The organism is Pseudoclavibacter sp. CFCC 13611 (assembly GCF_008831225.1).
GTDB lineage: Bacteria > Actinomycetota > Actinomycetes > Actinomycetales > Microbacteriaceae > Pseudoclavibacter_A.
Genome location: NZ_WBKE01000002.1, coordinates 793,002 through 807,981, shown reverse-complemented (window position 1 = coordinate 807,981; position 14,980 = coordinate 793,002). Strand labels below are relative to the sequence as shown.

Below are 14,980 nucleotides of genomic sequence, written 5' to 3'. Positions count from 1 at the left end.
ACAGAATCAGAGCGAAGACGAGGAGTCGCGTGGCGGCGAAGGGCAAGATCCAGCGTGCACGATGGAGCCAGGTGCGTCTCGCACCGATCGTTCTGCTGAGCGGCCCAGAAGACCTCTTGGCCGATCGCGCCCGACAGCTGCTGCGTGCCGCAGCGCAGCAGCAGGCGAGCGATCAGCAGCAGGAGGTCGAGTTCTCTGATCTTGACGCGCGAGAGTACGCCTCCGGCTCACTGCTGAGCGTCGCGTCGCCTTCGCTGTTCGCTCAGCCGCGTTTCATCTGGGTCGATCACCTTGAGCAGATGACCGATGCCTTTCTGAGCGATGCGATCGACTACATCGGTCAGGCCGATCCCGATGTGACCGTGGTGCTGAGGCATCGCAAAGGGGTCCGCGGCAAGAAGCTGCTGACGGCGATCCGCGATGTGGCCTCTGCGCTCGAGGTGGAGTGCGCAGAGCTCAAACGCGACGATGACAAGCAGACCTTCGTGCGAGAAGAGCTGCAGTTGGCGGGTCGGCGCATCGACCCCGATGCGGCTCGGGCGCTCGTCGACGCGTTCAGCGCAGACACCACCGAGCTGGCGGCCGCCTGCAGACAGCTCGTCGCAGACGTGACCGAGAACATCACTCGGGCTGACATCGACCGCTACTTCGGCGGGCGGGTCGAGACGACAGGCTTCGCCATCGCAGACGCCGCACTGGCGGGGCAGACCGCGAAGGCCCTGGTCTTGGTTCGACACGCCGGGCAGCAGGGCATGAACGCGGTGCCGATCGTCGCGGCGATCGCGACGAAGGTGCGCCTGATGGCCGCCGTCTGCGAGGTGCACGCCTCTCCGCAGCAGCTGGCCTCGAGGGTCGGGGGCGCACCCTGGCAGATTCGGCGTGCCCAGCAGGATGCGGCACGGTGGAATCCCGTGGAGCTGGGTCGTGCCGTGCGAGCGGTGGCCGACACAGACGCCCAGATCAAGGGGCAGTCCGTCGACGGCGGCTACGCTCTGGAGCGGCTCGTGCGCAGACTTGCGACACGACGCATCGGCAGTTGAGCGCCTGCCCCGGCGTTTGGTAGTGTAGATGCTTGGCCTGCACACCCTCGGTGTGATGTGTCCGTGTCGAACCCGACCGGGCTTACCAGAAGACTGACAGAAAGACGACAGTGGCGAACATTAAGTCCCAGAAGAAGCGCATCCTCACCAACGCCAAGCGCACTGAGCGCAATCGCGCGCTGAAGAGCGAACTGCGCACCCTCTCACGTAAGACCCGTGAGGCCGTCGCAGCAGGCGACAAAGAGAAGGCTCAGGCCGAACTGCTCATCGTCTCGAAGAAGCTCGACAAGGCGGTCACGAAGGGCGTTCTGCACAAGAACACCGCTGCGAACCGCAAGTCGAAGCTGACCAAGCAGGTCAACTCTCTCTGAGTCTGAGACCCAGGAGTTCGTGAAGGCCCGCCCCTGAGCGGGCCTTCTGCATAGCAGGCCGCAGAGAAAGAGGAGCGCATGCCCAGAGTCACCGACCAGCAGGCACGTCAGATCGTGCCCGCAGCCACCGACTCGAAGCGCATCCGCAACTTCTGCATCATCGCGCACATCGACCACGGCAAGTCGACCCTGGCCGATCGAATGCTGCAGATCACCGGCATCGTCTCTGACCGTGACATGCGGGCGCAGTATCTCGATCGCATGGACATCGAGCGCGAGCGCGGCATCACGATTAAGAGCCAGGCCGTGCGCATGCCGTGGGGTGTCGGGGATCAGGGGTATGCCCTGAACATGATTGACACGCCCGGTCACGTCGACTTCACCTACGAGGTGTCGCGTTCTCTGGCAGCCTGCGAAGGCGCCATTCTGCTGGTCGACGCGGCGCAGGGCATCGAGGCCCAGACTCTGGCCAATCTCTATCTGGCTCTTGAGAACGATCTGACGATCATCCCGGTACTGAACAAGATCGACCTGCCCAGCGCCGACCCCGAGCGCTTCGCCGCCGAACTCGCCGGGCTGATCGGCGGCGACCCCGCCGACGTGCTGCGGGTCTCGGGCAAGACCGGCGAAGGAGTCGAAGCGCTGCTCGACGAAGTCGTGCGCCGCATTCCAGCACCGCAAGGCGACCCCGACGCGCCCGCTCGTGCGATGATCTTCGACTCTGTGTACGACGCATATCGTGGCGTGGTCACCTATGTCAGGGTCGTCGACGGCCGGCTGAACCCTCGCGAACGCGTGCAGATGCTCAGCACCAAGGCGACGCATGAGATTCTGGAGATCGGCGTCAGCTCGCCAGAGCCGAAACCGAGCGACGGTTTGGCCGCAGGCGAGGTCGGCTATCTGATCACCGGGGTGAAAGACGTTCGACAGTCGAAGGTCGGCGACACGATCACCACACATGCCCGGCCCGCGACCGAAGCGCTGCCCGGCTATGACGAAGCCAAGCCGATGGTGTTCTCGGGGCTCTATCCGCTTGACGGCAGCGACTACCCAGATCTGCGCGAGGCGCTTGACAAGCTCAAACTCGAAGACGCCGCGCTGATCTACGAGCCAGAGACCTCGGTGGCACTCGGCTTCGGCTTCCGCTGCGGGTTTCTGGGCCTGCTTCACCTCGAGATCATCTCAGAGCGTCTGCGCCGCGAGTTCAACCTCGATCTGATCGCCACCGCACCCAGCGTGATCTACGACGTCACCGCCGAAGACGGCACCCAGGTGCACGTCACCAATCCCTCCGAGTTTCCAGACGGCAAGATCGTCGATGTACAGGAACCGATCGTGCGTGCCACGATCCTGGCGCCGAAAGACTATGTCGGAGCAATCATGGAGCTCTGCCAGTCCCGTCGCGGCACCATGCAGGGCATGGACTATCTCAGCGAGCAGCGCGTCGAACTGCACTACACGCTGCCGCTCGGCGAGATCGTCTTCGACTTCTTCGACCAGCTGAAGAGTCGCACACAGGGCTACGCCTCGCTTGACTATGAGCAGACCGGCACCCAGAGCGCCGACCTGGTGAAGGTCGACATCCTGCTGCAGGGAGAGAAAGTCGATGCGTTCAGCGCGATCGTGCATCGCGATGCGGCCTACGCCTATGGCGTGAAGATGACACAGCGGCTGCGCGAGCTGATTCCTCGCCAGCAGTTCGAGGTGCCGATCCAGGCGGCCATCGGCGCCCGCATCATCGCTCGCGAGAACATTCGTGCCCTGCGCAAAGACGTGCTGGCCAAGTGCTACGGCGGCGACATCTCGCGCAAGCGCAAACTGCTCGAGAAGCAGAAAGAGGGCAAGAAGCGCATGAAGTCGATCGGTCGCGTCGAGGTTCCGCAAGAGGCCTTCATCGCCGCGATCTCGAGCGACGGCGGCGGCCAAAAGGGCGAGAAGCGCAAGTGACGTTCAGCGTCTACGTGCACATTCCGTTCTGCCGGGTGCGCTGCGGATACTGCGACTTCAACACCTACACCGGCACCCAGCTGCGCGGCTTCGGCCAGAGCGAGTATGCGCAGGTGGCGGCCGACGAGGTCGGCTACGCCGCCAGCGTGCTGCGCGACGGCGATCATGCTCCTGACCAGGTCGACACGGTCTTCTTCGGCGGCGGCACCCCGACCATGCTGCCGGTCTCCGATCTCACCATGATCCTGCACCGCATCCGCGACGAGTGGGGCCTGGCGCCCGACTGCGAGATCACCACCGAGGCGAACCCCGAGACGGTCGACGCCGCCGCCCTGCAAGAACTCGCCGCGGCCGGGTTCACCCGCGTGTCGTTCGGCATGCAGTCAGCCGTGCCGCACGTGCTGCGCACTCTCGACCGGGTGCATCGCCCCGAACGCATTCCACTGGTGGTGCAGTGGGCGCGAGCAGCGGGGCTGCAGGTGTCGCTCGACCTGATCTACGGCACGCCGGGGGAGTCGATGGCCGACTGGCAGACCAGCGTCGACGAGGCTCTGGCGCAGCATCCCGATCATCTCTCGGCCTACGCGCTGATCGTCGAGCCGGGCACGAAGCTGGCCCGCCAGATCAGGCACGGCGAGGTCGCCGAACCCGACGACGACCTCACCGCAGACAAGTACGAGTGGCTCGATGCCCGCATGCGTCGCGAGGGGTTCGAGTGGTACGAGCTCAGCAACTGGGCGCGCGTCGTCGATGACGACGTCGACCGACGCTGTCGACACAACCTGCGCTACTGGCACAATGACGACTGGTGGGGCATCGGCCCCGGTGCGCACAGCCACGTCGGCGACCAACGCTGGTGGAACGTGAAGCATCCCGCGCCCTATGCCGCCCGAGTGCGCGCCGGCGAGAGCCCGGAGGCGGGCCGTGAGACTCTGGACGCCACCGCTCGCTACGAAGAGCGCATCATGCTGGGCAGTCGGCTGCGCGAGGGCATCGGCGTGGCCGAGATCGCCGCTGGGCGTCGCGACGAGCTGCCACTGCTGGCCGGCGACGGCCTGCTCGATGCGGATGCGCTGGCAGGTGGGCGAGCAGCCCTCACGCTGCGTGGTCGCCTGCTCGCCGACCGCGTGGTGGCAGATCTGATCGCATAGGTCTGGCTCGCGCCGTGAAGTCACAGGCGCGCTATGATTAGCACTCGAGGCATGAGAGTGCCAGCAGCGGAGTCAACCCGGAGGTGATTGCCATGGCGACCGAACGAGGTCTCGCGGTGCTTCAGGCGATCGTGAACGACTATGTGGCCACCCGAGAGCCGGTCGGCTCGGCGGGTCTGGTCTCTCGACACCAGTTTCACGTGTCTGCGGCCACCATTCGCAATGACATGTCGGCTCTGGAAGACGAGGAGCTCATCTCAGCGCCTCATACCTCGGCCGGCCGCGTGCCGACTGAGAAGGGATATCGGGTCTTCGTCGACAACCTGACGCGGCTACGCGGCATCACGGCGCCCCAACGCAGAGCGATCGAGCGGTTTCTGACTCCCGGCGAAGCCGATCTCGATGTGATGATCGAGAAGACGGTGCGTCTGCTCGCTCAGCTCACCAACCAGCTGGCCGTCGTGCGATACCCGACGTTCTCGAGCACGCGCGTGCGCAAAGTCGACATCGTCGACGTCGAGGGCGGTCGTCTGCTCGTGGTACTGATCACCAGTCGTGGCACGGTCGCACAGCATCACGTGACGCTGCCGGCCGGTGCGTCGACGCAGTCGGTGCGTCCTTCGGTCGTGCGCCTGCGCGCCCTCATCAACGACCAGCTGCGCGGCGTCGACCTCGAGCAGTTCGGCGACCGCGCCGAGCAGGTGCGCGAGTATGCGGCACCCGATGATCGTCCGCTCGCCGAACTGCTGCTGGGTGCGCTCGAACTCGGGGTCGAGGGCTCTCGGTCAGAGCGTCTGGTGGTTGCCGGCACCGGCAACCTGATGCGCACTGAGGCCGACTTCGACCACACCCTGGTGCCGGTGCTCGAGGCCATCGAAGAGCAGGTGGCTCTGCTGCGCCTGCTCGGCGAGATGGGCGCCGAGGGGCGCGACATCGCCGTGCGCATCGGTCGCGAGAACGAACACGAAGGGCTCGAAGAGGCTGCCGTGATCTCGAGCGGGTATGGCTCCGAACAGCGCGGCGAGTACGGCAGGCTGGCTGTGCTCGGCCCGACCCGCATGGACTACCGCGCGAACATGGCGGCCGTCCAGGCTGTCGCCAGCTATCTGTCGAAGATGCTGCGATGACCGCGAACCGCACGAATCCCGCCCCTGAGGCGAACGACGACCATCACAATTGGAGACGAGCAGAATGACCGATCACTACGAAACACTGGGCGTGTCTCGTGAGGCGAACCAGGATGAGATCAAGAAGGCCTACCGCCGCCTGGCGCGCAAGCTGCACCCCGATGTGAATCCCGACCCGCAGGCGGCAGAGCAGTTCAAACAGGTGACGCTGGCCTATGAGATTCTCTCGGACGAGACCAAGCGCGCGCAGTACGACCGCGGCGACACAGGTGACGGGCAGTTCGGCTTCGGCGACATCTTCGACGCGTTCTTCGGCGGCGGGGGAGGCGGTCGCGGACACCGTGGCCCCAAGCCACGCCAGCAGCGCGGGGATGACGCCTTGGTGCGTATCAACGTCTCGCTTCGTGACGTCGTGTTCGGCGCCTCAGAAGACGTCGAGGTCGACTCGGCGAAGGTCTGCGAGACCTGCACCGGATCGGGCGCAGCGCCCGGCTCGTCGCCGGTTACCTGCGACTACTGCCACGGCGAGGGCTACGTTCAGCAGCAGGTGCGGTCTCTGCTCGGCAACGTGCTCACAGAGGCCGTCTGCCCGATGTGCAAGGGCTACGGAACGATCATTCCGCAGCCGTGCCCCGATTGCGCCGGGCAGGGCCGCCTGCGCTCACGCGAGACCATCACGGTGCCGATTCCGGCCGGCATCGACAACGGCGTACGTCTGCACCTCGCCGGTCGCGGTGAGGTCGGCCCCGGCGGCGGGCCCCGCGGCGATCTCTACTTCGAGGTGCACGTCGAGAACGACGAGACCTTCACCCGCGACGGCGACGACCTGCTCGCCTCACTGGAGGTCTCGATGACCGATGCGATTCTCGGCGCCAGTGCGAAGATCGAGAGCTTCGACGGCCCGCTCGACATCGAGGTCAAGCCCGGCGCACAGAGCGCTGATGTGATCACGATCGCCGACCACGGCGTCACGCACCTGCATCGCAACTCGCGTGGCGCGCTGCGAATCTCGCTGCGGGTGTCGACTCCCACCAAACTGAGCGGCGATCAGCGTCGTCTGGTCGAACAGCTGGCGAAGCTGCGCAATGACGAGGCACCACATCTGACCAGCGCAGCGAAGTCGGGGTTCCAGCGCTTCCGCAAGCGGTTCATGGGTCGCGGCTGATGCCGCTGTTCCTGCCCGAGCAGCTGCTGCGCCTGGAGCTCGCCGCCGACAGTGACGAGCAGACCGTCAGCCGCACGCTCGCCCAGCTGCCCGGTCAGGCGTTTCACGATGCGGCCAGCGCATCCGCATGGCAGGCGCAGCCCGGTGACCTCGTGGCCTTCGCCGGCGCAGAGGCGCACCACGCGACCTCAGTGCGTCGGCTGAAGCGAGACGAGACCCTGAGCGTCGCCGACGGCACCGGGCTCGAACTCGTCGGAGCCGTCGCCGCCACCACCAAGTCAATGCTCGCGCTGTGCGTCGAACAGCGAATCGCCCATGAGCTGGCGACACCCTCGCTGACCCTGGTTCAGGCTCTCGCGAAGGGCGGTCGCGACGAACTCGCGATTCAGAGTGCGACCGAGGCCGGTGTGGATGCGGTGGTGCCGTGGCAGGCGAAGCGCAGCGTGTCGGTGTGGCAGGGGCGCAAACTGACGACGGGGCAGGAACGTTGGGCGTCAGTTGTGCGCGAGGCTGCGAAGCAGTCGCTGCGTGCACGTGTGCCAGAGGTCGGCGAACCGGTGACGACGCCGCAGCTTGCGGCGGCGTTGGACGGCGCGCAGGCAGACGCAGCAGGAGGGCGGCTAGCCCTGCTGCTCGACCCAGAGGCAAAGGAACGGCTGACCACGGTGTCGCTGGATCGGGCCGTCGAAGCAGCACACGGCGAGGTCATGGTGATCATCGGCCCCGAAGGCGGAACGGACCCCGCAGAACGCGACCGGCTGATGAATGCCGGGGTGATCCCAGTGCGTCTGGGCGAGAGCGTGCTGCGCACGTCGAGCGCCGGTCTTGCGGCGATCTCGGTGCTGAGCGCCCGGCTCGGCCGGTGGTGAAAGCGGTGTTCAACCGCCCGAGAACGATTGATGCCGAGTCGAAGTGCGAAGGGGAGAGTAAATGGCGGAATATGGAAACCATGCTGGGATCCGCAGTATTGGAGAGGACCTCAAACAGCGCTGTCTGATCAGCGAGCAGGCGTTGCTGACAGACGCAGCGGTATGGACAGCAAGCAACTTTGCCGAGCTTCGCGCTGCGTACAATGAGAATCCTGACACGTCGGTGGGTACATTCGACGAAAAGATCGTGAGACAACTGGCAACGGTTTCGTCGGCTGCGAAACAGCTGTTCGCAGAGCTTTACGTGATCAATCTCTTGGTGCTGGGAAATGTGCTTCCTGACACGAAAATCAAGAAGATCGACGCGGTACTGAGCGGCTGCACACCTCCGCTCTCGCTGGCTGAGCCTGGGGATCACCGCCGGCTGGCTGAAGTGGCAAAGGTCATACGTGCGGGTGGCGTACTCAATGGAGGTCAGGGTTTTAACACCCAGCGCTGGCATCAGATGCAGTTTCTGATCGCATTCGGCTGTCAGTGGACCCAGCTTTCGGCCTCTGAACGACGAGAGCTGATGGGATCGCCCGACGGCATCGAACGGGCTGTCTACGATATGCCAGAACTGGTGGATAGTCCGATGCAGTGTGCGTTGGCGCATATTCTCGGTCCCGGCAGCTTTGTGGGGATCACCGCTCGTCGGCATCTCGCTGAAATTCTGAAGCACTTTGATCCCATCTACCCGGATCTCATCGAGTCGAAGAACCCACAGCGTAAAGTCGGTGCGATTCTGCAGGAAGTGAGAAAGAGCCGCGGCAGCGAGTGGAGCTTTTACGTTGACAGAGACGAATGGGATCCGCACAACAGCCCACGAGAAGTCAATCATGACGGTGGTGCGGGAGAAGACCGAGAAGAGGCGTCAGAGGCTGACGGTTACGAGCTTCCTGCTTTTCCTCCGAACGCTGCTGCCGGCCTCCTCGTCGATGACGAATGGCTGGATGACGTTCAGAAACTGCTGTCGTCCCGGCATCAGATCGTTCTTGAGGGGCCTCCAGGCACAGGGAAGACATTCTTAGCCCGGCGTATGGCGAGGATGCTGGCCGGCGCGAAAGAACGAGTGTCCCTCGTCCAATTCCATCCCGCGTACAGCTATGAAGACTTCTTCGAAGGCTTTCGTCCGACGAAGTCGGGGCAGCTCGAACTGCGTGACGGCCCGCTCAAGAGACTCGTGACTGCGGCCGAATCAGATGAGTCTGGTGCACCCTACTTTCTCATCATCGATGAGATGAATCGGGGAAATCTAGCCCGTATCTTCGGTGAACTGTACTTTCTCTTGGAGTATCGGGATGATTCGGTTCAGCTCATGTACTCCCAGGAGGACTTCTCTCTTCCATCGAATCTCTTCGTTATTGCAACCATGAACTCTGCCGATCGCTCAATCGCACTGGTTGATGCGGCGATGAGAAGACGATTTGCCTTTGTGGCGCTGCATCCGAACTGTGAGCCGACGAATTCACTTCTCGCACGGTGGTGTGACCTGAATGGCATCAGTAGGCAGGTTCCCGCGCTCTGGAGCCTGCTGAACAGACTGATCGCCGAGCGTGACTCGGATGCCGTTTTAGGGCCGTCATACTTCATGCGACCAGATGTCGATCAGCCGGGAGTCCTAGAGCGGATTTGGGCCTATGAAGTCGAACCTCAACTGAGAGAGTCGTTCTTCGGCTCTACTGAATGGATTGAGTCCACCCTGAGCTTGCAATCTCTGAGGTCGACGCTCAACTCCGTCCAATCATGAGGGTGATACAGCTCCGTGAAGCCGGCCACGCCGTCGTTTCTCTCACGATGCAAGAAGCGCGTCATCTGCAGCAGACTGGCGCGATGACCTGCTCTCCCGGTTCGGTGCCTGGATATTTCGAAGTTCAAGTCAAGAACGTCTGTGGCATCATATCGGCCGGCTCCATCGTCGTCGAGATCGCGCCCAAACTTGCTGTAGGCGAGCTGATGTGGCTGGTGACTTACGCCTCGACTGGCGTACGACTCGATGAAGACACGATCAAGGCAGCACCGACTCGCTTGGCGGACGCTCTTGCCGAGGTGTTTCTTCTCATGGTCGAAGAACCCATCCGGCAGGGAGTACTGCGAGGCTATTGGCAGCATTCCGGGACGAGTTCAGTCTTGCGTGGGCGCCTCCAAGTCTCGGAACAGCTGGCTCATCACTACGACAGACTGTTTCCGTTTGAAGTCTCATACTCAGAATTCGGTATGGACATCGCTGAGAATCAGATTCTGAGAGCGGCGAGTCTGAAACTCCTTCGCTCGGTAAGTGATCCTTCAGTCGCACACAACGAGGAGCTGAAACACCGATTGCGGCGCGTCTTGCGATATCTCGCGGATGTCCGAGATCTGCCTGAAGGAGCCGCTCGGCCTCATTGGCAACGATCTGCTCAGAATGAACGCTTCTGGTGTGGCATCGAATTCGCCGAGCTTGTGCTCGATGGCAGCGGACTCAGCGCTGTGAACGGTACAAGACAATCCGTCGGCTTCATCATCACGCTCTGGAAAGTCTTTGAAGCAGCCGTTGCACGAGCGCTTCAAGAGAGTGGCTCCGCATGGACAGTATCCGCGCAGAAACAGTTCCGGCTCATCCAGAACCGATCTGATCCGCTCATTCGGCCTGATTTAGTGGTTGAGTCCAAAGGTCGAGTCGTTGCTGTAGCCGATACGAAGTACAAGGCTCCTCAGTTCATCAGCTCGGACCTGTTTCAACTCTTCACCTACGCGCAGTATCTTCATCTTCGTCGCTCACACGTCATCTACGCTGCTCCACTGAAGCCTGCTCAGGAACTCAGGATCGGCCAAACTGGCGTCTCGGTCATCGCTCACGGTCTCGACCTGTCCAGGCCATCACACACCTTCCTAGAGCAGATGCAGGAGATTGCCGACGTAGTGACGCAGGACGCCCTCCGGATCGAGGCCCCAGTGCAGGCCCCGGTAACAGTCACCACGACCTCAGTCTGAATGAGGTGGTGGGGCTAGAATGAGCAGCATGAGCGCCGAGACACCCAGCATCTTCAGCAAGATCATCGATCGAGAGATTCCCGCCGACATCGTCGCCGAGACGGACGACCTGATCGCGATCCGCGACATCAACCCACAGGCCGAGCTGCACCTGCTGGTGATTCCCAAGAGCGCCGACTTCCGCGATGTCGTCGAGCTTGCCGACGAGCCCGAGCTGCTCGCCAAAGTGGTGAAGATGGCCGGCGATCTCGCCCGCCAGTACGCCGACGGCGAGTTCCGACTCGTGTTCAACACCGGCGCTGCCGCAGGGCAGTCGGTGTTCCATGTGCACGCCCACGTGCTCGCCGGCCCGACACTCGACGAGGGAAAACTTGCCTGACGCTGCATCAGAATCCACCCGCGGCACCGTACGAGTGCCGCTGAGTACCTCGGCGGTGCGCGTACTCGGCGCCGGCGACCTGCACCTGCGTCGCATGGAAGAGCAGTGGCCCGGCCTGCGGTTTCAGGTCGACCGCGACGGCATCGAGATCAGCGGATCGGGCGAACAGCGCGATGCCGCCGCACGACTCATCGAAGGTCTGGACGCCGAGGCGCATCATCGGCAGATCACCGGAGCCGTCGTTGACGCCGTGCTGAGACAGCAGGCGTCGACTGCGCTGGGCTCTGTCATCGTCGGCGAAGGCACGCGAAGCGTTCGCCCCAAGACAGCCGGCCAGCAGCGCTACGTCGAGGCGATCGATGAGAACGTCATCGTCTTCGGCCTGGGCCCCGCCGGCACAGGCAAGACCTACTTGGCGATGGCCAAGGCCGTGCAGGCACTGCAGCGCAATGAGGTGAGCCGGATCGTGCTGACCCGACCGGCGGTCGAAGCCGGCGAACGACTGGGGTTTCTGCCCGGCGGGCTGCAAGAGAAGATCGACCCATATCTGCGCCCGCTCTACGACGCTCTGGGCGAGATGATGAGCCCCGAGTCGGTGCAGAAGCTGCTCGAGCTCGGCGTCATCGAGGTCGCACCGCTGGCCTACATGCGCGGCCGCACACTCAACAGTTCGTTCATCATTCTCGACGAGGCCCAGAACACCACGCCCGAGCAGATGAAGATGTTTCTCACACGGCTCGGCTTCGGCTCGCGAATGGTGGTGACCGGCGACTCCAGCCAGGTCGACTTGCCGGTGCGACGCAGCGGGCTGATCGACGCCGAGCGTGTGCTCGGCGACGTCGCCGACATCGAGATGGTGCGTCTGAGCAGCGACGACGTCGTGCGTCACGGCCTGGTCAGCGCGATCATCGAGGCCTATGACGATCGTGCGTCGGCCGCCGAAAGCCGCGGGGCACCCAGCGCGGGCGAGCCAGCCGACGCGCGGGAGCATCCGCATCGCCACACCACACAGCCAACCGCGCCCGGCGAGAACGACGGGCGACGAACCACGCCGCGAGCGTCAGAAGGAGCACAGCAATGAGCGTCGAGATTCTCAACGAATCGGGCGTCACGATCGACGAGGGCCGCTTTCAGCGACTCATCACCTATGCGCTCGACGAGCTGCACGTGCACCGTGATGCGGAGCTCTCGCTGATCTTCGTCGAGGTGCCGGCGATGGAGCAGCTGCACATCCGCTGGATGCACGAGCCCGGACCGACCGACGTGCTGAGCTTTCCGATGGACGAGCTGCGGCCGGGAACCTCCGATCGCCCCACAGACCCCGGGGTGCTCGGCGACATCGTGGTGTGCCCAGACGTCGCGGCCGAGCAGGCGGTGCGCGCCGGACATCCCGCTGAGCAGGAGATGCTGCTGCTGGTCACGCACGGCCTGCTGCATCTGCTCGGCTTCGACCACGCCGAGCCCGACGAAGAGAAAGAGATGTTCGCCCTGCAGAACGAAATTCTGATCACCTTTCTGCACAACGAGCGCATCGCGGGACGATGACTCTGTCGCTGATCCTGATCGCCGTGGTGCTGATCGGCGCCGGGGGAGTGTTCGCCGCTGTCGAGGCCGCGATCGTGACACTGCCGGTCGCTGAGATCCGCGAGATCGCCGAAGACCACCCGAAGCAGCGCAATCGTCTGCTGGCCATCGCCGCGCAGCCGCGCGAACATGCCAACACGGCGGCCTTCGAGCGTGTGCTCAGCGAGATGGGCGCTGCGGTGGTCGTGACGATCGCCCTGGTCAACGCCCTGCCGAACATGGTACTGGCGCTCATTGTCGCGATCGTCGCCATGACGCTGGCGTCGTTCGTGCTGGTGGGCGCGTCGCCGCGCACCTTCGGCATCAACCGGCCAGAGAAGGTGCTGGTTCGCACGGCTCGTCTGATCTCGATCTCGCGAATCGTCATCGGGCCGATCGCGGTGTCGCTCTCGTCATACGGCCGTCGAACGAATCGTGTCGCCGAGGCCGATCAGGATGACGACACGCAGCTCATGCATCTGGTCGACAAGGCCGTCGAGCGCGACGTGCTCGAACAGGGGGAGCGCGAGCTGATCCATCAAGTGGTCGAGTTCGGCGACACGCTCACGCGGTCGATCATGATTCCACGCATCGACATGCGCACGCTGGATACGACGACCACGCTCGACGACGCGATGGACGTCTTTCTCGAGAGCGGCTATTCGCGGCTTCCTCTGCAGGACGAAGAGACCGAAGACGTCGTCGGGGTCGTCTACCTGCGCGACGTGGCGCGCGCTCTCTTCGAACAGGATGCCGCACGCGAGGGTCAGCGCACCGTCGAGTTCCTGGCACGTCGGCCGAACCTCGTGCCCGAGTCGAAGCCGATCGACGATCTGCTGGCTCTGATGCAGCGCACACGTCGGCACATGTGGATCGTCATCGACGAGTACGGCTCGGTGGCGGGGCTGGTCACGCTGGAAGACGTCATTGAAGAGCTGGTCGGCGAGATCAGCGACGAGCACGACCGCAACGCCTCCGAGGTCATCCGTCTGGCGCCGCACCGCTACCGTCTCAGCGCGCGACTGGCCTTAGACGAGCTCGGCGACCTCTTCGACGAAGAGCTCGAAGACGATGAGGTAGATACGGTCGGCGGTCTGCTCATCAAGGCGCTGGGGCACCTTCCGGCCCTCAACGAGCGCGTCGTGGTGGGTGACCTGTCGCTGACAGCCGCCAGAATCGACCCGCGAAGCCACCGCCTGCTCACCGTCATCGCCGAGCCCGCAGCAGGCGCCCCGGCCAGCACGAATCGTCCGCAGACGACCGAGACCACACTCGAGCGCGCCCAGAGTCAGCGCGGCGCCTCCGACACCGAGAGAGACCGATCATGACCGATTCCGCCGAATCACCCGTTCAGCCTGACTCCGAGGTCAGTGCGCCGGCCGCGCCAGAGTCCGCGACCGCATCAGCAGCACACCGTCATCCTGACTTCCATGCCGGCTTCGTGGCCTTCGTCGGTCGTCCCAACGCGGGCAAGAGCACCCTGATGAACGCGCTCGTCGGCGAGAAGGTCGCCATCACCAGCGCGAAGCCGCAGACGACACGACGGGCGATCCGCGGCATCCTCACTGCCGATGCCGGACAGATCGTCGTCGTCGACACACCTGGTCTGCACCGCCCGCGCACGCTGCTGGGGCAGCGGCTGAACGACATCGTCGAGGCCGAGCTCGACGGCGTCGACGTGGTGTGCGTGTGCCTGCCGGCCGACGAGGCGATCGGCCCGGGCGACCGGCGGATCATTGAGCAGGTCGGGCGACATCCTCGTGCCAAGCGCGTCGCGCTGCTGACCAAGACCGACCGTGTGCGGCCCGATGACGTGGCCGCCCGGCTGGTCGAGATCGATGCGCTGGCCGAGTGGGCGACGCTGATTCCGGTCTCGGCGGTGACCGACGACCAAGTGGATGTCGTGCGCGACGAGCTGATCCGTCTGCTGCCCGCCTCGCAGCAGCTCTACGACGCCGAAACCCACACCGAGGACTCAATCGAGGTGCGCGCCGCAGAGCTCATTCGCGAGGCGATGCTCGAAGACGTGCGCGACGAGCTGCCCCATTCGCTGGCGGTGGTCATCGATGACGTCGAGGCCCCAGAGGCTGAGGGCGGAGTCACCAAGATCTACGCCAGCGTCTTCGTCGAACGCGACTCGCAGAAGGGCATCATCATCGGCAGAGGCGGGCAGCGGCTGAAAGCGTTCGGCACCGCGGCGCGCAAGCAGATCGAACAGCTGATCGGCGGCCGGGTGCATCTCGATCTGCGGGTGAAGGTCGCCAAAGAGTGGCAGACCTCGCCGAAGCTCCTCGATCGCCTCGGATTCTGAGCCCTCGGGGGTTCTGCTATGCTGTTGCGCATGCGTTCGGTGCAG

At 64.0% G+C, this 14,980-nt stretch carries 14 protein-coding genes; all 14 read left to right on the top strand.

What is annotated here, in order from left to right:
* Positions 1-29 precede the first annotated feature (29 nt).
* Positions 30-1,040, top strand: coding sequence for a DNA polymerase III subunit delta (gene holA / locus F8O08_RS08005; RefSeq protein ID WP_225732811.1), 1,011 nt, complete (start codon positions 30-32; stop codon positions 1,038-1,040).
* A 110-nt stretch (positions 1,041-1,150) separates the two neighbouring features.
* Positions 1,151-1,411, top strand: coding sequence for a 30S ribosomal protein S20 (rpsT, locus tag F8O08_RS08000; RefSeq protein WP_158031224.1), 261 nt, complete (start codon positions 1,151-1,153; stop codon positions 1,409-1,411).
* A gap of 78 nt (positions 1,412-1,489) precedes the next feature.
* On the top strand, positions 1,490-3,358 hold the full coding sequence (lepA, locus tag F8O08_RS07995) for a translation elongation factor 4 (RefSeq protein ID WP_158042629.1): 1,869 nt from the start codon (positions 1,490-1,492) through the stop codon (positions 3,356-3,358).
* On the top strand, positions 3,355-4,509 hold the full coding sequence (gene hemW, locus F8O08_RS07990) for a radical SAM family heme chaperone HemW (protein WP_158042630.1): 1,155 nt from the start codon (positions 3,355-3,357) through the stop codon (positions 4,507-4,509). Before lepA ends, hemW begins: the two co-directional genes overlap by 4 nt.
* A gap of 92 nt (positions 4,510-4,601) precedes the next feature.
* A complete protein-coding gene (hrcA, locus tag F8O08_RS07985; protein ID WP_158042631.1) occupies positions 4,602-5,636 on the top strand; it encodes a heat-inducible transcriptional repressor HrcA in 1,035 nt (344 codons plus the stop codon).
* Positions 5,637-5,700: 64 nt separating this feature from the next.
* Positions 5,701-6,801 (top strand): molecular chaperone DnaJ, encoded by a 1,101-nt coding sequence (dnaJ, locus tag F8O08_RS07980; RefSeq protein ID WP_158031228.1) that lies wholly within the window; start codon positions 5,701-5,703, stop codon positions 6,799-6,801.
* Positions 6,801-7,670, top strand: coding sequence for a 16S rRNA (uracil(1498)-N(3))-methyltransferase (locus F8O08_RS07975; RefSeq protein WP_158042632.1), 870 nt, complete (start codon positions 6,801-6,803; stop codon positions 7,668-7,670). Before dnaJ ends, F8O08_RS07975 begins: the two co-directional genes overlap by 1 nt.
* Before the next feature lie 61 nt (positions 7,671-7,731).
* A complete protein-coding gene (locus F8O08_RS07970; RefSeq protein WP_158042633.1) occupies positions 7,732-9,459 on the top strand; it encodes an McrB family protein in 1,728 nt (575 codons plus the stop codon).
* Positions 9,460-9,461: 2 nt separating this feature from the next.
* Positions 9,462-10,682: an McrC family protein gene (locus F8O08_RS07965; RefSeq protein WP_192497710.1), complete on the top strand. Its 1,221-nt coding sequence runs from the start codon at positions 9,462-9,464 to the stop codon at positions 10,680-10,682.
* Positions 10,683-10,710: 28 nt separating this feature from the next.
* Positions 10,711-11,061 carry an HIT domain-containing protein gene (locus F8O08_RS07960; RefSeq protein WP_158042635.1) on the top strand — a complete coding sequence of 117 codons (351 nt, stop codon included), beginning with the start codon at positions 10,711-10,713 and terminating at the stop codon, positions 11,059-11,061.
* Positions 11,006-12,142 carry a PhoH family protein gene (locus F8O08_RS07955; protein ID WP_158042636.1) on the top strand — a complete coding sequence of 379 codons (1,137 nt, stop codon included), beginning with the start codon at positions 11,006-11,008 and terminating at the stop codon, positions 12,140-12,142. Before F8O08_RS07960 ends, F8O08_RS07955 begins: the two co-directional genes overlap by 56 nt.
* A complete protein-coding gene (gene ybeY, locus F8O08_RS07950; RefSeq protein WP_158037736.1) occupies positions 12,139-12,606 on the top strand; it encodes an rRNA maturation RNase YbeY in 468 nt (155 codons plus the stop codon). The genes F8O08_RS07955 and ybeY overlap by 4 nt, the downstream gene beginning before the upstream one ends.
* Positions 12,603-13,952 (top strand): hemolysin family protein, encoded by a 1,350-nt coding sequence (locus tag F8O08_RS07945; RefSeq protein ID WP_158042637.1) that lies wholly within the window; start codon positions 12,603-12,605, stop codon positions 13,950-13,952. The genes ybeY and F8O08_RS07945 overlap by 4 nt, the downstream gene beginning before the upstream one ends.
* Positions 13,949-14,935 carry a GTPase Era gene (era, locus tag F8O08_RS07940; RefSeq protein ID WP_158042638.1) on the top strand — a complete coding sequence of 329 codons (987 nt, stop codon included), beginning with the start codon at positions 13,949-13,951 and terminating at the stop codon, positions 14,933-14,935. The genes F8O08_RS07945 and era overlap by 4 nt, the downstream gene beginning before the upstream one ends.
* Positions 14,936-14,980: the final 45 nt, after the last annotated feature.